Genomic DNA, 18,401 nt, shown 5'->3' on the forward strand with positions numbered 1-18,401 from the left:
GCCGCGCTTGCGTTCGATTGCGTTCCGATTGAATCCTTTTAGGCCGCCGCGGCGTTGAACATCGACATGCGTCCCACCATGCGGCGCAGCAGTTCGTCAGCGGCGGCGGCCAGCGGCCGTCCTGCCCTGACCAGCACCCGCGCCTTCGCCGACATGAACAAGGGATGATCGATCTCCAGCGCGACGAGCTCGCCGGAGGCGATCTCGTTCATGGCCGCGAAGCGCCCGATCAGCGTCGCGCCATCGCCCTTTCTGACAAACCGCTTGAGCACCGCCAATGAGTTGGTGAGCACGGTCGGGCGGATCTGGATGTTTTCGGCAAATGCCAGCATCTGCACGGCCTGTCCGAGTCCAAAGGCCGGCGGCATCAGCGCGAGCGGATACGGCAACATGTCGCCGACCGCGAGCGGCCCGCCGCGCGCCGCCAGCGGATGACCCGCACGCACGAGCAGCATGACGGGCTGCGACGACGTCGCGCGATACTCGATATGCGGATGCGACGGCGGGTTGTAAGCGAGGCCGATATGCGCGCGCCCTTCCACCACTTCGCCGACCACGTCATCCACCGGCAGTGTCTCGACGCTGATATCGAGCCGCGGATACTGCAAGCAAAAGTCGGTCAGCACCTCATCCATCAGGCCGTCGATATAGCCTTCGCTGATCGCCAGCCTGACATGCCCCTGCTGCAGTCCCTGCAACGCCTGCAGCCGCTGTTCGAGCTGCTCCTGTTGCGCCTGGCAGCCGCGCCAGAACTCGACCAGATGCAGCGCCGCCTCGGTCGGCGCGACGCCACGGGCGCGCCGCTCGAACAGCGGTGCGCCGATTTCCTGTTCCAGCAGGCGAATCTGCCGCGTAATCACCGAGGCCGCCGTATTCAGCTTGTCCGCCGCGCCACGGATCGAGCCGTGCGACAGCACTTCGTGGAAATAGCGCAAGCGGCGCTGGTTGATCTCTCGCATCGGTTCGGTCCTCGTCGGGTCGTGGGCAGAGTCCCTGACGTTGCCCATAGAGCAACATTACTTGACTTTAGTTGCTCTTGCTTGCCAGTTATTGGCTGTCGACTATGGTCCGGTCACGCATTGCCTGCCCATCCTCTTCTGGAGATCGTCCGTGTCCGCTATTCCGTCGAATCCGAGCGCCGATCAGACCACGGCGCTCTACCACCGGTTGAACTGGCGTCTGCTGCCCTTTCTGCTGATCTGCTATCTGTTCGCCTGCCTCGACCGCCTCAACATCGGCTTCGCGAAACTGCAGATGCAAAGCGACCTCGGCTTCTCGGACGCGGTGTACGGCGTCGGCGCGGGCATTTTTTTCCTCGGCTACGTGCTGTTCGAAATTCCGAGCAATCTGCTGCTGCCCAAGCTCGGCGCGCGCAAGACCATCAGCCGCATTCTCGTGCTATGGGGACTGACCTCCGCCTCCATGCTGTTCATCCACAACGTGACGATGTTCTACGGACTGCGGTTTCTGCTCGGAGTCTTCGAGGCGGGCTTCGCACCGGGGATGATCTTCTACCTGACCTACTGGTACGGCGAAGCGCGCATGGCGCGCGCCATCGCCACGGTGATGATCGCCGGGCCGCTCAGCGGCGTGGTGGGCGGTCCGCTGTCCACCTGGACCATGACGGCCTTCGCGGGTGCCTTCGGCCTCGCCGGCTGGCAATGGATGTTTCTCGTGGAAGGCTTGCCGTGCATCCTGCTCGGGCTGATCGCCTGGTTCTTCCTTGCCGACCGCCCAGCCACCGCGACGTGGCTCTCCGCCGACGAGCGGCGCACGCTCGACGTCGGCCTCGCCGCGCCGGCCGTGGCGCACCGTTCGTTCGGCCAGGTGGCGCGCGACCCGCGCGTGTACCTGATGGCGATTGCCTACTTCTGCGTGATCTGCGGCATCTACACGGTCAACTTCTGGCTGCCGACCATCATCAAGGCCGACGGCGTAAAAGACACGCTGCAGATCGGTCTTTACTCGACGATTCCGTATATCGCCGCGGTCATCGGCATGTATATCGGCGGCCGCAGTTCGGACCGTTTCCGCGAGCGGCGCTGGCATAGCGCGGTGCCTGCGCTGATCGGCGCGCTCGCGCTGGCGGCGGCGACGCTGGCGAGCGGGCAACTCGCGCTGTCGCTGATTTTCATGACCGTCGCCACCGCGATGATGTGGGTCTCCTATACGGTGTTCTGGGCGATTCCGTCCGAATATCTGAAAGGCGACGTGGCCGCTGGCGGCATCGCATTGATCAATACGATCGGCCTGATGGGCGGCTTCCTGAGCCCGACCATCATTGGCCTCGCCAAGAGCGCCACCGGCAGTCTGCAGGCCGGCCTGTACGTCATGGTGGGGCTGCTGGCGCTCGGCGCAATCCTGCTGGTCGCCAACCGCCTGCCCGCCCGTCAACCGGCGTCGCCCACCCAACCTGCCCAGCCCGTGCGGGTCTAGGCGCCAAGACTACCCATACACGCCGGCGCGCACCGCTGCGCCGGCCCTCATGGAGACAACCCAATGGCATTCAAAATTCTGATTGCTGGCTTCCAGCACGAGACCAACACCTTCGCACCGTCACCGGCGACCTACGACAGCTTCGTGCGTGGCGAAGGCCATCCGGCGATGGCGCGCGGCGAAGCCGTGCTGGCGCTGCGCGACGTCAACCTGCCGATCGGCGGCTTTATCAGCGCCAGCGAACAGCAGGGACACATCCTGCTGCCGGTCATCTGGACCGCCGCCAGCCCCTCGGCGCAGGTGACGGAAGACGCCTACGAGCGCATCGCCGGCGAGATCGTTGCGGCGGCGGCCCAGGGTGGTTTCGATGCCGTCTACCTCGACCTGCACGGCGCGATGGTCGCGCAGCATGTGGACGACGGCGAAGGCGAGTTGCTGGCCCGCATCCGCGCCCGGATCGGCGCCGACGTGCCGCTGGTCGCCTCGCTCGACCTGCACGGCAACGTGACGGAGCGCATGCTCGCCAGCGCCGATGCCCTCGTCGCCTATCGCACCTATCCGCACGTCGATATGGCCGCAACCGGCGCACGCGCCGAGCGGCTGCTCGCGCGCCTGCTGCGTGATCGCAAGCCGCTGGCGAAAGCCGCCCGGCGTTTGCCGTTCCTGATTCCGATTAACGGCATGTGCACGATGCTGGAGCCGGCGCGTTCCATGTATGCCGCTCTCGGCCAACTGGAGACGGGCTCGGTCGTTTCGCTGTCGTTCACGCCGGGCTTCCCCGCGGCTGACTTTCCGGAATGTGGTCCCGTCATCTGGGGTTACGGCGAAGATGCCGCGGCGGTGCGGCAGGCAGTGGACGCGCTCCACGACATGATGCTGCGTGACGAAGCGAAGTGGGCCGTGCCGTTCCTCTCGCCCGACGCAGCCGTCGCCGAAGCCATGCGTCTGAGTGCGAGCGCGGATAAGCCCGTCGTCATCGCCGATACGCAGGACAACCCAGGCGCCGGTGCCGACTCCAACACCACCGGCATGCTGCGCGCCCTGCTCGACAACGGCGCGCAGGATGCCGCGCTAGGCCTGCTGTGGGATCCCGAAGCCGCGGCGCGGGCTCACGCGGCGGGCGTCGGCGCGACGCTCGAACTGACTTTGGGCGGCCGCTCCGGGACGCCTGGGGACACGCCGTTCGTCGGTGCCTTCGAGGTCGTGGCGCTCTCCGATGGTCGCTGCCGTTACGACGGTCCGATGATGCACGGCATGCAGGTGGATCTCGGACCGGTTGCATGCCTCGCCATCGACGGCGTGCGCATCGCGGTCAGTTCGACGAAGGCGCAGATGCTCGATCGCAATCTCTATCGCGTGGCGGGCATCGAACCGGAAGCGATGAAGATTCTCGTCAACAAAAGCTCGGTGCATTTCCGCGCCGATTTCGAGCCTATCGCGCACGCGGTGCTGGTGGCCAAGGCGCCTGGTCCGATGACCGCCGATCCGGCGGACCTGCCGTGGACGCGCCTGACGCCGGGTATCCGCGTGCGGCCGATGGGTCAGGCGTTTGGCGGCTAAAGTCGCCGCGCCAACGCGCCGCTACGCAAGAGTCCGGTAACGAAAAGGGGCCTGCCGGCCCCATCCCTAACCCGCCCCTTTCGAATATTTAAACGTGCCCTGGGCGCTGGCAATCAGAAGCCGGTCGTCCACCCACGCCTCGCCACGCGAAAAGAAAATCGAGCGGCCCTGACGTTCGAGAAATCCCTTCGCGGTGACGAATTCGCCGAGCCCCTTGTCGAGATAGTTGGTGGTCAGCGAAAGCGTGAACGCGTGCCGCGCCGCCTGGCCCGGCTCCGCGTACAGACCGGCGTAGCCGGCTGCGGCATCGAGCAACGTGGCAATCGCGCCGCCCTGCAACACGCCCTGCCGATTGAGCTTGCTGGGGTCGATCGACATACGCAGCTCCGCATAGCCGTCACGCCATTGCGTCAGCCGCACGCCGAGCGATTCGAGGAAAGGGTTGTCGATGGGATGATCGGCCATCATTGTCCTCCGCCGTCTTGCGACATCACCAGCGCGAACGACGACGCCAGAATCGATTTGGCCAGTTCGTCGTCGTCCACCGCGCGAGCCAGCGCAACGGCCCCGACGATGGTCGCGACAATGCCGAGCGCCGCCTTTTCGTCGCCACCCGAAAGAGACTCCGCAATGCGCGCGGTGAAGTCGCGCGTGTACCGCGTCAACATGGCGCGGATATCGGAGCTCGCATAGCGCGCCTCGCCCGCCAGTGCGCACAGCGCGCAGCCGCCGCCGGCATCGTCCACGTGGCGCTGATCGAGAAACCCCTCGGCAATCGCCTTCAGCGACGCGACGCCGCCCTTTTTCCGCGCTTCCATGCGCGCCTTGCTTTGCGTGAGTGCGTATTCGAGCGCCTCCACGATCAGCGCATCGCGCGACGCGAAGTGACCGTAAAACGCCCCATGCGTGAGCCCCGCGCTGCGCATGGCGTCGGCCACGCCGAGCGCGTCGATACCGTTCTCGCGAATCTGCCGCGACGCATTCTCCAGCACACGCTGCCGGCTCTCAGCCTTCTGTGCCTGCGAATAGCCCATTTTTTTCTCCGTGACGCTTGACAATCTGCATGATGAACATAATACTGAAAATGTGCATGATGATCAACATACAGATTTCGGGTGTTGGCAATGCTCGTGATGTCCCGGATGCGGCCGCTTTCCTGCGCCATCCGATGTTCAAACAGGTCTCGCAAAGCGGGCGCTCGCGGCTCTGAACGCGGCCTCGCGGCGCATCAAACAGGAGAAGCAACATGCGTTTTACAGGCAAAACGGCGCTCGTGACGGGCGGCAACAGCGGCATCGGCTTCGCGGCGGCGCAACTTTTCATTGCGGACGGCGGCCGGGTCGCGATTACAGGGCGTGATCGCGCCAAGCTGGATAACGCCGTGGCGGAACTGGGCGAAAACGCCCTCGGCATCGTCGCGGATCTGGACGACCCGAACGCCATCGACGCGATGTTCAAGCAGATCCAAGACAGCTTCGGTTCACTCGATATCGTGTTCGCCAACGCCGGCATTTCCGGCCCGACGCCGCTGGGCGGCACGACTGCCGCCGCCTTCGAAGCCATTCTGCGCACCAACCTCACCGCCGTGTTCCTGACCGTGCAGGGCGCCCTGCCGCTGATGAGCGAGGGCGGTTCGATTGTCCTGAACGGCTCGGTCATGCGCCAGCTCGGCTCGCCGGGCTCAGCCGCCTATTCCGCCACCAAGGCGGGCGTAACGGGGATGGCAAAGGTGTTTGCCTCCGAACTGGTGGGACGCGGCATCCGCGTCAATACGGTCATTCCGGGCGGCACACGCACGCCCATCTGGACTCGCGGCGCACGCGCCGGCGCGACGCTCGACGGCACGGAAGAAGCACTCTCGCCGTCGATTCCGCTCGGCCGTCTTGCCACGCCGGAGGAAGTCGCCAAGGCTGCACTGTTCCTCGCTTCGGACGACGCGGCCGGTATCACCGCGGCGGAAATCGTCGTGGATGGCGGAACGACGGGTGCTCCATGGGGCGCAGCGTTGTATCGTCGAAAGTCCTAAGCATAGTGCTTTGAGGGCTGCCCGCTAACGGCAGCGTCCGTTAAAGGCAAAACGCCCGAGCCTGCAGATGCGGTTCGGGCGTTTTCTAGTGGGACGCTTCGCTACCTAGAACGTGTAGGATAGCTTACCAAATGCCGTCCGGCCCAACGAGTTATAACCATACGCCGTCACCATCTGGCGGTTGAAAAGGTTCGACAGGTTGGCGGACAGCACGAGATGCGAATTGACCTTGTACGCGGCGCGCAATCCGAGCGTGGTGTACGACGGCAGATAAGTCGTGTTGAACTGGTCGTCGTAAGTCGAGCCGCCGTACAGCAGCGTCACGCCGGTGCTCAGTGCATGCAGGTTGAACTCGTCCCACATATGGTCGACATTCAGGCTCACCGTCTGCCGCGGACGGCGATTCAGCCAGGTCTGGTCGCTGACGTCCTGCGGGTTCAGAATGCCGATCGCGAGACTCACTGGCGTCGACTTGCCGATTGTGCCCTTGTAGGAAAGGTCGATGCCCTGAATACGCGCCCGGCCCACGTTGGCGGGCAGGAAAGTCTCGGAGTTATAGGTGATCAGGTTGTGCACGCGCGTGTCGTACAGCGCCGCCGTAAAAGTACCGAACGCCGTGTTGGCATCCAGCGCGGCTTCGACGGTATCGCTGCGTTCAGGCAACAGATCCGGATTGCCGAAGCCCGGGTAGTACAGATCGTCGAACGTCGGCAGACGGAATGCATTGCCATACGAAAGCCGTGCCGTATACACCGGCGTGATCGCATAAGCCACGGCCACATTGCCGGTGTTGACCGACTGGCCTTCGATAATCTCATGCCGGCCGGCGAGGAACACGGTCAACGGGCCCAACGTGGCCGATTGATGCAGCGAGACCGCCGAATCGTTGCGGGTCGGCACGCCATCGGGAATATCGATCGGCAGGAAAGCCTGCTCGCGCGAGAAGTCATAAGCGAGCTTGGTCTCGCCGGACAGCGGCAGGCTGAAAAGCGCCGGGCCGTGCTCCTGGTGCGTCAGCGAAGTCGAAGTGCTCAGGCGCGTCGAGTCGATTTCATCCGTCGGGATGGTCGGGTCGTTTGCATAGAGGAACTGACGATCGTTCGCGTAGCCCACCGACTGATCGAATTGCGTGGACGGCGTGATGTCCAGATGGAATGCGAGACCCGTCGTCAGTTGATGATCGAGCTGGTGATCATCGGAGCCCGCATCGTCATAAGAGAGATCGGACTTGTGATACAGGACGAAGGTGGAGATCGACCAGTTGCCGTGCGCGTAGCCGAGGCGTCCATCTACGTCCTGCGCATGATACGGATTGCGACCGTCTTCGTGGCCGAATGCATACGGCTGGGTGGCGTCGATGCCTGCGGTGTTGTAGTCGTGCAGGCCCAGCGAATAGGTCACGCCGGACAACGCCGCGAGCGGGCCGGTCGACGGAATGCTGCCCGAGGTGCGTAGCTGTGTATCGAAGGTCTTGTTCGAGCCGCCACCGAACGACACCGTGGTCTGGTTCGGCTGATTCGCAGCGTGATTGGTGAAGAGCTGCACGACGCCGCCCATCGCATCCGCGCCAAAAGTCGCCGCCGCCGGCCCCGAAATGACCTCGACGCGGTCGAACGCGGAGGTCGGCAGATCAGCCCATTCGGCCTCGCCGGTCGTCGCGGAACCCACCCGGATGCCGTCGATAAACACCGCCACCTGATTCGTCGCCGAACCGCGAATACTGACGCCGGCGGAAGACCCCGGCCCGCCGTTCTGCGAAATCGTCACGCCGGGCAACGTGGCAAGCGCCTGCGTGATGCTGGGGTCGATAGGCGACAGACGGTCCAGGTCCGCGCGCGTGAGAACCTGCGTCGAGGCATAGCGCTGATCGAACGATTGCGGCAGATGCTGCGTATCGCCTGTGACGAGAATATTCGGCAGCGTGGTGGTGGCCGGGTTCTGCTGTTCGGACGGCTGCGACGACGAATCGTCCGCAGCGTATGCAAGCTGGCACGCCGAAACGGTCAGTGCGGACGTAATGATGAAACGACGGAACTTCATAAGGAACATCCTTATTATTCGACGACTGGATGACTTGTTGCGCGCGCGGACGCGGTCATTCGATGTCTGATCTATACAGCGTGCGGCTGAGGAGGATTACGCGCCCCAAAGCCGAAAGAGGGATACGACGCCGAGGTCTGACTTCCGGTCAAGCTGCGACCGGTCACAGTGGCGCGACCGCGCTGGATTTTCACCAGCTTCCACGAGTCGTACGGGCGGTATTTTACGGAGGAACCGCGGCAGGCTGGGCAAATTCGGGCGCGGCGTGGGATGGATGCGACAGGTCCTGACGTTAAGGTAAACTTGCCAGTCCGAGAGACGGATGACCCATGCTTAGATTCGACAACCTGTGCAAACGCTACGGCGAACGCACTGTTTTTCAGGGGCTGCATTTCAGCGCCAGCACCGGCTGCGTGGCGCTGAACGACGAAAGTGGCAGCGGCAAGTCGACCTTGCTTGGCGTTCTCGCCGGGGAAATAGCGGCCGATGCCGGCGAGGTCTGGCTCGGCGGCCATTCGCTGAACGCCGCGCCGCTCGCGGCCAAACGCGCCCTGACTTACGTGCCCGAAGACTGCCTGACCTTTCCACTCGACACCGGACGCGAGTTTCTCGAACGCGTCGCCGTGCAGCGGCAAACGGCGCTCGAAAACAGCACGCTCGACCTGGCGGCGCGCTTCGGCCTCACCTCTCATCTCGAGAAGCGTTTCGAGCAGATGTCGTTTGGCACGCGCAAGAAAATCTTCCTGACGGCGGCGTCGATCGGGGCGCCTGGCGTCGTCATCGCAGACGAACCGGGCGGCGGGCTCGACGCACCCGCACGCGCCGTGCTGGTGGATCTGTTCAGACAGTTGGGCAAGGACCGCGTGGTCTTCTTCACGAGCTACGACGCGGCCCTGACGCAGGCGTGCGAAGCGAAACCCGTCAGCTTCGCGGATCTCGCGGCGGCGAGCTAAAGCGGCTTGGTGGAGGCTCGTCAGAGTTTATCGACGGCTGACCAAAGGAATGGTCACGTACCCGCCCGCGTCACGGATGCAATGACAATCCCTTGAGGGCCTTGTCGACCATCTTCTTCGGCCCGCGCAGTGCGATTCCAACCAGGTCCGGCTGGTCCGCGGGTTCAGCGAGAAATGCCGCGCGATTGTCTTCGTCATTGCCCGTGGAGAACATGGCTTTCACATAGACCGCGATGGTCAATTCCCGTTGCTGGCCCTGTTGAAATGCTCGCAGAAGGCCGGCTGAATCGCCGCCATAAACCATCACCGGTTGCCTCAGCAAAGCGGCGTATTGCCGCCCGTTCGCGTCCTCGTAGGGTATTCCGATGGCTTCGGGCGCGGACGCGGCAATGCCGGTGGCCAGAAAGGCGGTGACGTTCAGCTTTTGCCATGATGCCAGGTCGTCGCGCACCACGAGCGCGACTTTCGTATCGAACTCCATTGCTTCCATTCCTTCATATTAACTCGTTCGCCAGCAAGACTAAACGTGGTGCGGCGTGGAGTCTGGAAGATTTGTGCAGCGACGGCCGTAGTGCGCCGGCGTCAGTCCGTAAGCGCGCCGGAACCATCGTCCCAGATGGCTCTGATCGGCAAAACACAGCGCGTGCGCGACCTCGGCCGCCGGCATGCCGCGCGCAAGCCACTGGCGCGCCTTGGTCAGCCGCAACTGGATCAGATAGGCGTGCGGCGCGAGCCCAAAGCTGGCCTTGAATGCACGCGTCAGACGAAAGCGGTCAACGCAGCATGCCGCCGCCAGTTCGTCCAGCCCGATATCGTCGTGCAGATGCGCATGTAGATACTCGCGCGCGCGTTGGGCGACGGGCGGAATGTACGGATCGCCTTCGTGATGCAGGCGCCAGTCGAGATGACGGGTCAGATGTTCGAGCAGTTGATCCGTCGCCGCCTGCTGAACGAGGCGCGTCTCGTCGCTGCGCAACACGCGAAACAGCGCCGCAATCGATGCGATGAGCGCGCGGTCGTCGCTCAAGGTGGTGGGGAATTGCGGCAGCCCCGTCGCGGGCACGGCTTCGGACCAGGCGCGCAATTCGCGCACCAGCCAATCCGGCTGCAGGTAAAGCATCGAATACGTAAAGCCGTCCGCCGTCGGTGCGTGGCCGTCGTGAATATCGCCAGGCTCGATCATCAGCACGTGACCCGGCGTGCTTTGCACGCGCGTGCGGCGGCAATCGAACTGCTGCACGCCCTGCTCGGTAAAGCCGATCAGATAGGCGTCGTGCCAGTGCGGATCGTAGGCATGACCTTCGAAATGCGCGCGCAGCGTTTCAATGCCGGTGCGCTCGTGCTGGTATAGATCGACCCAATTGTGTGCAGAAGCAGCAGACACGGCACTTCACTCCTCACGCCGGGGCCAGCGGTCCTGAACATAGCGCGCCATGCGGCGCCACGGCGGATCCGCAAACAGGATCAGCGCCGCGAGCGCGAGACAGCCGCAAAACAGGAAGGTGCCGCGATAACCGACTCCGGCGATCAGCAAGCCCGACAACACGCCCGACATGATCGAGCCCACCCGCGACGAGTTGAAAAACAACGCCGTGGCCGCGCCCGGCGAACGCGGCATCAGATCCTGCACGTAGGTCATGCCGAGGCAGGACGTGACCGCGACCACGAACGCGTTGAGCGCCTGCATCGGAATCAGGAAGGAGACGGAACCGACCGAGGCCACGCAGATGAAATACAGCATGTGCACGCCGGAACACGCCGCGAGCCAATGCAGCTTGTTCAACGAGCTGCCGCGGGCGCCTAGCGCGAGCATCATCGGGATTTCGAGGAAGGCGCCGAGCCCGAGCATGATCGAGACGTCGATGCGGGTGCCGTGCAGCCCATGGACGACGTAGAGCGGCAGCACGATCATGGTCGCGCTGGCGGCGAGACCGATTAATGTCAGCGCCAGCACCGAGCGCCAGATCACGCGCTGCGGTGCGACCGGATGGACGAAATCGGGCTCGGGCGGTATTTCCGGCTCGAGCACGGTGACTTCCAGCGCCGAAGCGGGATCGCCGGGGACGTGATCCGGAATGACCGGCAAGCCGTCATCCGGAGCTTCGTGCATGCGCCACACAATCACGCCGCAAGCGGCAAAGCAGCCGGCCGCGAACAGAAACAGCCCATAAAAGCCGATGGCGGCCAGCACCAGCGCGCCCACCGACGGCCCGAACACCCACGCCACCGACAGCACCGTGCGCAGCGTCGCGGTCGCAAAGGTCCGTTCGGACTCGTTCGTCACCGGCAAGGCCGCGCGGCCGAACGAAAACACCAGCGATAGCGCCGAGCCACCCGCGCCGAGAAAAGCAATGCCGATGATGAGCAACGCGCGATAGTCGCGCACGAAACACAGCAGCAGAAAGCCGAGCGCCGCCGCGCCCAGCGCGGCCAGCAGCAACGCGCGGTGATGGCCGTGGCGATCGGACCATCTACCGGCCCAGGCGCTCGCCGCCACCCCGCTCGCCGCGATCAGCGTCATGAACAGCCCGAGCCTGAGCGGCGTCATCCCGGCGCGCTCCACGCCGAACAGCGACAGATACGGCGCGGTGAACGACATGGCCACGCCGAGCATCAGCGTCGCGCCCGCCAGCGACATGAAGGACGGAATGCGCGTGAGACTGACGAGTCGGGTGTAGTTCATCGATGACGCGAAGTAATGCCGGCCGCATACGTCGTCGCGCTGAATCGGCTCGGCGCACGCAGTTGGCTATCGGCAAAAGCAGGCAATGGCGCCCATGCCGGCATTCCCCAGGGAGGCCGGCAGGACACACAGGCGAACTGGCAGTATGCCAAAGCTTACAGGATCACGTCGGGACATCGGCAGCCCGCACCGGCGAAGCCGGCCTGAAATGCAAAACGGCCCCTCGAATGAGGGGCCGTTCGCATACGTCTCAATCTGACGCGGCTTAACGGGACATCATGTTCATGGCGACGTTATGCATGATCCACAACGAGCCGACGATCAGGATGACCGCCGTCAGCACCGTAAAGCCAAATGCCATGACGTTCCAGCGCTGCGCCGACGACGTGTTCATGTGCAGGAAGAACACGAGGTGCACGATGATCTGTACGAACGCCAGCCCGGCGATTGCCAGCACGGCGTTATGGCCCGTCAGCGAGCCGGTCATGATGACGCCGAATGCCGCAGCAGTCAGCAGAACGGAGAGGATGAAGCCGGCCGTGTAGCTGCCGAAGCTGCCGTGGCTCTCACCCGAGTGAGCGGTATGGCCGTGGTCCATTTAAATCACACTCGTAAGGTAGACAAAGGTAAAGACACCGATCCAGACGATGTCCAGAAAGTGCCAGAAGAGGCTCAGGCACGTCAGGCGCGTAATGTCACGCTCGCTCAGTTCCGGCGCGCGAATCACCTGCACGGCGAGCACGATCATCCACAGCAGACCGAACGTCACGTGCAAACCGTGCGTGCCGACCAGCGTGAAGAACGACGACCAGAACGCGCTGCGGTCCGGACCTGCGCCGTCGGCGATCAGGTGGGCGAATTCGCGCAGTTCGAGCACGAGAAACGACACGCCGAGCAGGAACGTCACGAGGAGCCAGCCGAGCACCATGCCCTTTTTGCCCTTGTGCGCGCCGATCATGGCAAAGCCATAGGTGATCGAACTCAGCAGCAGCGCGGCTGTTTCCAGCGCGACGCCCGGAATCTCGAACATGTCCTTGGCGGTCGGGCCACCGGCGAACTGGTGGCTCATCACTGCAAAAACCGCGAACAGCGAAGCAAAGATGATGCAGTCGGTCATCAGGTACAGCCAGAAACCGAACACCGATTGCGACGGCACGTGGTCCGCGTCGTGATGGGCGTCGTGCCCGGGTGCGTGCCCTAAAGTAGTCGTCTGTGACATTAATCCACCTCTGCCAATTCAAGCGCCTTACCTGCGCTGTGTCCTTCTTCGATCTGACGGACCGTATCGGCGGGAATGTAATAGCCGTGGTCGTTGCTGAAGCTATGGACGATAACCGTACCGATCGCGCCGACGATGCCGATGATCGCGAGCCACCAGATATGCCAGATTGCCGCGAAGCCGAGCACCAGGCTGAACACAGCGATGATGAAGCCGGCGCTGGTGTTCGACGGCATGTGAATGTCGCGGTACACCGGCTTGGTCTGTTCGGCCTTGGCGCGCAGCTTCATGTCGGTGAACGCATCCAGTTCATGCACGGTCGGCACGATCGCGAAGTTGTAGACCGGCGGCGGCGACGAAGTCGACCATTCCAGCGTGCGGCCATTCCACGGATCGCCCGAGACGTCGCGATTGCCGGGCAGATTGCGGTCGCGAATGCTCACGTAGATCTGCAGCAGTTGATGCGCAATGCCGATCGCCACGAGGATCGCGCCCGCTTCAGCCATCAGCAGCCACGGATACCATTGCGGGTTGTCGTAGTGATTCAGACGGCGCGTCATGCCCATGAAGCCGAGCACATAAAGCGGCGCGAAGGCAAGCCAGAAGCCGATTTGCCAGAACCAGAACGCGCGCTTGCCGAGCTTTTCGTTCAGCTTGAAACCGAACGCCTTCGGGAACCAGTAGTTGAAGCCGGCCAGATAACCGAACAGCACGCCGCCGATGATCACGTTGTGGAAGTGAGCAATCAGGAACAGGCTGTTGTGCAGCACGAAGTCCGCGCCCGGAATCGCCATCATCACGCCGGTCATACCGCCAATCGTGAAGGTGACCATGAAGCCGAGCGTCCACAGCACCGGCGTCGAAAACTCGAGACGGCCCTTGTAGATGGTGAACAGCCAGTTGAAGACTTTCACGCCGGTCGGAATCGCAATGATCATGGTCGCAATGCCGAAGAAGGCATTTACGTCCGCGCCCGAACCCATCGTAAAGAAGTGGTGCAACCATACGAGGAACGACAGCACCATGATCGCGCAGGTCGCATAGACCATGGTCTTGTAGCCGAACAGCGGCTTCCTCGCGTATGTAGCGATGACTTCCGAGAAGATACCGAACGCCGGCAGGATCAGGATGTACACCTCCGGATGGCCCCACGCCCAGATCAGGTTCAGATACAGCATGGCGTTGCCGCCGCCTTCATTCGTGAAGAAGTGCATGCCGAGGTAACGGTCGAGGCCGAGCAGGGCCAGCGTGACCGTCAGAATCGGGAACGCGGCCATGATCAGCACGTTCGTGCACAGCGCGGTCCACGTGAACACCGGCATCTTCATGAACGTCATGCCAGGCGCGCGCATTTTGACGATCGTGACGAAGAAGTTGATCCCGGTCAGCAAAGTACCGATACCGGAAAGCTGCAAACTCCAGATGTAGTAATCTACTCCCACTCCTGGACTGAACTTCAGCTCGGAAAGCGGCGGGTACGCCAGCCAGCCGGTCTGCGCAAATTCACCAATCACGAGCGAGATGTTGATCAGGATCGCGCTGACTGCCGTCATCCAGAACGAGAGCGAGTTCAGGAACGGATAGGCCACGTCGCGTGCGCCGATCTGCAGCGGCACGATCAGGTTCATCAGGCCCACCATGAACACCATCGCCATGAAGAAAATCATGATGACGCCGTGCGCGGAGAAGATCTGATCGTAGTGATGCGGCGGCAGATAACCGGGGTTGTGATACGCGATCGCCAGCTGGGTGCGCATCATGATGGCGTCGGCAAAGCCGCGCAGCAGCATGATCATCGCAACCACGATGTACATGACGCCCAGGCGCTTGTGGTCGACCGAAGTCAGCCACTCGCTCCACAGGTAGCGCCACTTGCCGAGATACGTCACGGTGCCGAGCACCGCAACCGCGCCGATGCCCATCATGGCAGCGGCGATCATGATAATCGGCTCGTGGTACGGAATCGAGTCGAGGGTTAATTTACCGAACATGCGTTACCCCTTGGCCTTGCAGTTGCTGTCGTCTTTCAGATCCATGACGTTGCCGTTGTTATAGCGGGCGATGATGTTGTGAAAGAGCTTCGGATCCACCGACGAGAAGTAAGTGACCGGCGCTTTCTCGCCCGGCTGCGACACGACGTTGTAGCGGTTCATGTCGAGACTGTTCGACGAGGCGCGCACTTTCGCGACCCATGCGTCGAAGTCGGCGGGCGACGCGGCGATGGCGCGGAACTTCATGTCCGAGAAGCCTTTGCCGCTGAAGTTGGCCGATTCGCCCGCGTAGTCGCCTGCCTCATCCGCGATCAGGTGCAGCTTGGTCTGCATGCCCGCCATCGCGTAGATCTGGCCGCCGAGCTGCGGGATGAAGAACGAATTCATCACCGAGTCGGACGTGATATTGAAGTTGACCGGCGTACCGACGGGAATCGCAAGCTGGTTGACCGAAGCAATGCCGAGATCCGGGTAGATGAACAGCCACTTCCAGTCGAGTGCGACCACTTCGACGTTGATCGGCTTCACGCTCGATTCGAGCGGACGGTACGGATCGAGGTCGTGCGTGCTCTTCCAGGTCAATACGCCCAGGAACAGGATGATCAGCGTAGGAATGGTCCACACCGCGATCTCAATGCCCGTGGAGTGCGACCAGTTAGGACGGTACTCGGCGTTCGTGTTGGTTGCGCGATAGCGCCATGCGAACAGCAGCGTCAATGCAATGACCGGGATCACGACAATGAGCATGGCCCATGTCGAGGTGGCGATCAGATCACGCTCCGCCACGCCCACGCTGCCTTTCGGGTTCAGCAGATCCAGGCTGCTACACCCTGAGAGCAACGTTACCAGCCCGATGGCGACGGAACTCATCGCCCCCCGTAGAGTCTTTTCTTTCATATCGATTGCCTGCTCTTTACGTCTTCGATGAACATCATCCGACCGCTCTCCATTAATAAGCGGTCGCATAGTAAAGCCCCGCTCTCTCAATATAAAGAACTATTTTTGCAACGATCTCTTGCGAGCCAAAATTGTGCGACACGTTGCCGCACAATTTTGCGCACTCGACCGGTGCTTGCTTCATATCAAGGAATCAAACCGCCACTGCCGTTACGCAGCGTGAGCCAGTAACGACCACGCATCCAGACGACCGCCCATGTCTGGGTCAAACAAAAACACGCGCGCCGTATCCACTTGCGCAGACACGACGCTGTTAGTTCATCACCTCGATCAGCCCGGCGCGTGTGTTGTATTTAGCGCAGCACGGGCTTGCAAACGCACGCCGCTTTCGACCGAAGCAGCTTCGACCGGTTGAGGCGAGCGATTGGTTTGCGCGAGCAGGTTGGTCGACGACGGATTGATCGCATCGGTGAACGGCTTCGGATAGACACCGATGGCCAGCACCAGCACCGCCATCGCACCCAGCAGCACGAATTCGCGCTTGCCCACGTCGGCCAGCTTGGCGACGCGCGCATTGGCGATTGCACCGAAGATCACGCGCTTGTACATCCACAGCGTGTAGCAGGCGCTCAGAATCAGCGTCAGTGCGGCGAGCGCGCCGATCCAGAAATTGAAGCCGACCGCGCCCATCAGGACCATGAACTCGCCGACGAAGCCCGCGGTGCCTGGCAGGCCGACGTTCGCCATGGAGAACAGCATCACGAACACCGCGAACTTCGGCATGGTATTGGCCACACCGCCGTAGGCGTCGATCGAGCCGGTTTGCGTGCGATCGTGCAGCATGCCCGTGCACAGCAGCAGGGCGCCGGACACCAGACCATACGAGATCATTTGCATGATCGCGCCTTCCTGGCCGAGCGGATTGAAGATGAACAGGCCGAGCGTGACGAGGCCCATGTGCGACACCGACGAATACGCGAGCAGTTTGCGGATGTCGGTCTGCACGAGCGCGAGCAGGCTCGAATAGATCACGGCCACGAGCGACAGCGTGATCATCGCCGGCGCGAAGAAGTGGCTGGCTTGCGGCGTGATAGGCAAGGCGAAGCGCAGCAGGCCGTAGCCGCCGATCTTCAGCATGCCGAGCATCACGGCTGCGCCGGTCGGGCCGTCGAGGTGGACGTCAGGCAGCCAGGTATGCACCGGCCACATCGGCACTTTGACGGAGAAGGCGGCGAGGAAACCGAGGAAGACGAGCATTTGCGGCACGAAGCCGAGTTGCGCCGAGCGCCAGATTTCGAGATCGAAGCTGTGGGTCTGTGCGTACAGATACAGCATCGAGAGCAGCATCATCAGCGAGCCGATCAACGAAAAGAAGAAGAACTTGACCGCCGCGTGCGAGCGGTTTTTGTTGCCCCACGTGCCGATCAACAGATAGAGCGGGATCAGTGTCGCTTCAAAGAACACGAAGAACAGCATGCCGTCTTGCGAGGTGAACACGCCCTGCATGAAGCCCGACAGCATCAGAAACGCGCCGAAATACTGGGCACTGCGCAGCTTGATGGACTCCCATCCTGCAACCACGATCACGACTGTCGTCAATGCGGTCAGGACGATCAGCCACAATGAAATGCCGTCTACGCCGAGGTGCCATGCAATGTCGAACGACGGCAACCACTTGACGTTCTCGACAAACTGCATCGACGGCACGCCGTTCTGGAAGCCTGCCACGAGCGGAATAACCGGCAAAAGTCCGGCAATTGCACCGATGAGTGCGAGCCAGCGAGCACGGCCGGGCGAACCGGTCCCCGCGCGCAAAACGATGATGCCCGCCACAATGGGGACCCAGATCAGAAGGCTTAGAAGCGGAGCGGATTGCATTTGTTCTTTAAGAAGCTGAAGCAGGAAAACGTCCGGATCAAGGCCGTCAAGCTGAAAGCATTGAAATATACATTACGGTCTCATTACACCAAACAGGCGCAATGCTCGATTCGGGGGCCAAGTCAACGCGTCCCAATGCCGCACTTGCGTCAAGGGTTAACCAGCATAACCTGAAATTAAGATTTTTGCAGCGCCGCAAATCACTGTTAAGCGATTAGTGCAGTAGTCGTGAGACTCTATTGCGGACTTAGGTATTGCGCGTATGGAATAGGATGTGCACTTGCACAAAATTTAGTCGTGTTTCACGGCAAAACGACCTATTTTGGTGCAAGACAGATGCGGCGCAAATGACTTAATGAAGTTGAAGCTGGCGCGGCGAGTGGCTAATTATTTATTACAATCAGAAAGAATATATTGTGTGCAGAGAGTTGTAGCTTACAAAATCATTTCTATTCGTCTGTCGTTCAATCCCGACTCTTGTCGGCGCGTTTCGCCTGGATTCTCGTAACCCAGATGTTGGACAGTTGCGACTAATGTGTTTCCGTAAACGCAGAAACCCCACCTTTTAGGGGTGGGGTTTCTGTTTTCTGCGAGGGAGCCTGACGATTACCTACTTTCACACGGGTAATCCGCACTATCATCGGCGTGGAGTCGTTTCACGGTCCTGTTCGGGATGGGAAGGGGTGGTACCGACACGCTATGGTCATCAGGCATGACT

16 protein-coding genes, 1 rRNA gene and 1 riboswitch are annotated in these 18,401 nt (G+C 62.0%); of the genes, 4 read left to right on the forward strand and 13 right to left on the reverse strand.

Annotated elements, in window-relative coordinates; all coding sequences use genetic code 11:
• Nucleotides 1–38: 38 nt before the first annotated feature.
• The gene (locus FQ755_RS34565) at nt 39–959 is read right to left on the reverse strand and encodes a LysR family transcriptional regulator (protein ID WP_144162141.1); all 921 of its coding nucleotides are present in this window, start codon (nt 957–959) and stop codon (nt 39–41) included.
• Nucleotides 960–1,110: 151 nt separating this feature from the next.
• Between FQ755_RS34565 and FQ755_RS34570 the strand changes: the two genes are divergently transcribed.
• Nucleotides 1,111–2,436, forward strand: coding sequence for an MFS transporter (locus FQ755_RS34570; protein WP_144162144.1), 1,326 nt, complete (start codon nt 1,111–1,113; stop codon nt 2,434–2,436).
• Nucleotides 2,437–2,499: 63 nt separating this feature from the next.
• On the forward strand, nt 2,500–3,996 hold the full coding sequence (locus FQ755_RS34575) for a M81 family metallopeptidase (RefSeq protein WP_144162147.1): 1,497 nt from the start codon (nt 2,500–2,502) through the stop codon (nt 3,994–3,996).
• A gap of 66 nt (nt 3,997–4,062) precedes the next feature.
• On the opposite strand, the gene FQ755_RS34580 is transcribed toward FQ755_RS34575, so the two are convergent.
• A complete protein-coding gene (locus tag FQ755_RS34580) occupies nt 4,063–4,461 on the reverse strand; it encodes a PaaI family thioesterase (RefSeq protein WP_144162232.1) in 399 nt (132 codons plus the stop codon).
• Nucleotides 4,461–5,030 carry a TetR/AcrR family transcriptional regulator gene (locus tag FQ755_RS34585; RefSeq protein ID WP_144162150.1) on the reverse strand — a complete coding sequence of 190 codons (570 nt, stop codon included), beginning with the start codon at nt 5,028–5,030 and terminating at the stop codon, nt 4,461–4,463. The genes FQ755_RS34580 and FQ755_RS34585 overlap by 1 nt, the downstream gene beginning before the upstream one ends.
• A 212-nt stretch (nt 5,031–5,242) precedes the next feature.
• Here FQ755_RS34585 and FQ755_RS34590 point away from each other — a divergent pair, with 212 nt between their 5' ends.
• Nucleotides 5,243–6,022, forward strand: coding sequence for an SDR family NAD(P)-dependent oxidoreductase (locus FQ755_RS34590; RefSeq protein ID WP_144162152.1), 780 nt, complete (start codon nt 5,243–5,245; stop codon nt 6,020–6,022).
• A 105-nt stretch (nt 6,023–6,127) separates the two neighbouring features.
• Here FQ755_RS34590 and FQ755_RS34595 read toward each other — a convergent pair whose 3' ends face one another.
• Nucleotides 6,128–8,062 carry a TonB-dependent receptor domain-containing protein gene (locus tag FQ755_RS34595; protein ID WP_144162155.1) on the reverse strand — a complete coding sequence of 645 codons (1,935 nt, stop codon included), beginning with the start codon at nt 8,060–8,062 and terminating at the stop codon, nt 6,128–6,130.
• Between the two features lie 80 nt (nt 8,063–8,142).
• Nucleotides 8,143–8,292: riboswitch (adenosylcobalamin (AdoCbl) riboswitch) on the reverse strand.
• Nucleotides 8,293–8,391: 99 nt separating this feature from the next.
• Between FQ755_RS34595 and FQ755_RS34600 the strand changes: the two genes are divergently transcribed.
• Entirely contained in the window at nt 8,392–9,015 is a 624-nt protein-coding gene (locus tag FQ755_RS34600) for an ATP-binding cassette domain-containing protein (protein ID WP_144162158.1), read from the forward strand.
• Nucleotides 9,016–9,085: 70 nt separating this feature from the next.
• Here the strand turns inward: FQ755_RS34600 and FQ755_RS34605 are convergent, their stop codons facing one another.
• From FQ755_RS34605 to rrf, 9 genes are all read right to left on the reverse strand, one after another.
• A complete protein-coding gene (locus tag FQ755_RS34605) occupies nt 9,086–9,496 on the reverse strand; it encodes a DUF2000 domain-containing protein (protein WP_144162161.1) in 411 nt (136 codons plus the stop codon).
• 39 nt (nt 9,497–9,535) lie between these two features.
• Nucleotides 9,536–10,399, reverse strand: coding sequence for an AraC family transcriptional regulator (locus FQ755_RS34610; protein ID WP_144162164.1), 864 nt, complete (start codon nt 10,397–10,399; stop codon nt 9,536–9,538).
• A gap of 6 nt (nt 10,400–10,405) precedes the next feature.
• Nucleotides 10,406–11,698, reverse strand: coding sequence for a sugar efflux transporter (locus FQ755_RS34615; RefSeq protein ID WP_144162167.1), 1,293 nt, complete (start codon nt 11,696–11,698; stop codon nt 10,406–10,408).
• Between the two features lie 265 nt (nt 11,699–11,963).
• A complete protein-coding gene (gene cyoD, locus FQ755_RS34620) occupies nt 11,964–12,296 on the reverse strand; it encodes a cytochrome o ubiquinol oxidase subunit IV (RefSeq protein ID WP_144162170.1) in 333 nt (110 codons plus the stop codon).
• Complete coding sequence (gene cyoC, locus FQ755_RS34625) at nt 12,297–12,917, reverse strand: cytochrome o ubiquinol oxidase subunit III (RefSeq protein WP_144162173.1); 621 nt, start codon at nt 12,915–12,917, stop codon at nt 12,297–12,299.
• Nucleotides 12,917–14,908 (reverse strand): cytochrome o ubiquinol oxidase subunit I, encoded by a 1,992-nt coding sequence (gene cyoB / locus FQ755_RS34630; RefSeq protein WP_144162176.1) that lies wholly within the window; start codon nt 14,906–14,908, stop codon nt 12,917–12,919. Before cyoB ends, cyoC begins: the two co-directional genes overlap by 1 nt.
• A gap of 3 nt (nt 14,909–14,911) precedes the next feature.
• Nucleotides 14,912–15,805, reverse strand: a complete 894-nt coding sequence (cyoA, locus tag FQ755_RS34635) for a ubiquinol oxidase subunit II (protein WP_144162181.1) — start codon at nt 15,803–15,805, stop codon at nt 14,912–14,914.
• Between the two features lie 330 nt (nt 15,806–16,135).
• Nucleotides 16,136–17,683 carry a NuoM family protein gene (locus tag FQ755_RS34640; protein WP_144162184.1) on the reverse strand — a complete coding sequence of 516 codons (1,548 nt, stop codon included), beginning with the start codon at nt 17,681–17,683 and terminating at the stop codon, nt 16,136–16,138.
• A 597-nt stretch (nt 17,684–18,280) separates the two neighbouring features.
• A 5S ribosomal RNA gene (rrf, locus tag FQ755_RS34645) occupies nt 18,281–18,394 on the reverse strand.
• Between the last annotated feature and the right edge of the window lie 7 nt (nt 18,395–18,401).

The sequence above is a fragment of the Paraburkholderia sp. BCC1885 genome, from assembly GCF_900996235.1.
Classification (GTDB): Bacteria; Pseudomonadota; Gammaproteobacteria; order Burkholderiales; family Burkholderiaceae; genus Paraburkholderia.

What these genes read in the sequence shown, in the direction of transcription:
- cyoD (WP_144162170.1), bottom strand. Translation starts at nt 12,296, where the DNA reads ATGGACCACGGCCATACCGCTCACTCGGGTGAGAGCCACGGCAGCTTC.
- FQ755_RS34605 (WP_144162161.1), bottom strand. Translation starts at nt 9,496, where the DNA reads ATGGAGTTCGATACGAAAGTCGCGCTCGTGGTGCGCGACGACCTGGCA.
- FQ755_RS34600 (WP_144162158.1), top strand. Translation starts at nt 8,392, where the DNA reads ATGCTTAGATTCGACAACCTGTGCAAACGCTACGGCGAACGCACTGTT.
- FQ755_RS34580 (WP_144162232.1), bottom strand. Translation starts at nt 4,461, where the DNA reads ATGGCCGATCATCCCATCGACAACCCTTTCCTCGAATCGCTCGGCGTG.
- cyoC (WP_144162173.1), bottom strand. Translation starts at nt 12,917, where the DNA reads ATGTCACAGACGACTACTTTAGGGCACGCACCCGGGCACGACGCCCAT.
- FQ755_RS34615 (WP_144162167.1), bottom strand. Translation starts at nt 11,698, where the DNA reads ATGAACTACACCCGACTCGTCAGTCTCACGCGCATTCCGTCCTTCATG.
- cyoB (WP_144162176.1), bottom strand. Translation starts at nt 14,908, where the DNA reads ATGTTCGGTAAATTAACCCTCGACTCGATTCCGTACCACGAGCCGATT.
- cyoA (WP_144162181.1), bottom strand. Translation starts at nt 15,805, where the DNA reads ATGAAAGAAAAGACTCTACGGGGGGCGATGAGTTCCGTCGCCATCGGG.
- FQ755_RS34585 (WP_144162150.1), bottom strand. Translation starts at nt 5,030, where the DNA reads ATGGGCTATTCGCAGGCACAGAAGGCTGAGAGCCGGCAGCGTGTGCTG.
- FQ755_RS34575 (WP_144162147.1), top strand. Translation starts at nt 2,500, where the DNA reads ATGGCATTCAAAATTCTGATTGCTGGCTTCCAGCACGAGACCAACACC.
- FQ755_RS34595 (WP_144162155.1), bottom strand. Translation starts at nt 8,062, where the DNA reads ATGAAGTTCCGTCGTTTCATCATTACGTCCGCACTGACCGTTTCGGCG.
- FQ755_RS34640 (WP_144162184.1), bottom strand. Translation starts at nt 17,683, where the DNA reads ATGCAATCCGCTCCGCTTCTAAGCCTTCTGATCTGGGTCCCCATTGTG.
- FQ755_RS34590 (WP_144162152.1), top strand. Translation starts at nt 5,243, where the DNA reads ATGCGTTTTACAGGCAAAACGGCGCTCGTGACGGGCGGCAACAGCGGC.
- FQ755_RS34565 (WP_144162141.1), bottom strand. Translation starts at nt 959, where the DNA reads ATGCGAGAGATCAACCAGCGCCGCTTGCGCTATTTCCACGAAGTGCTG.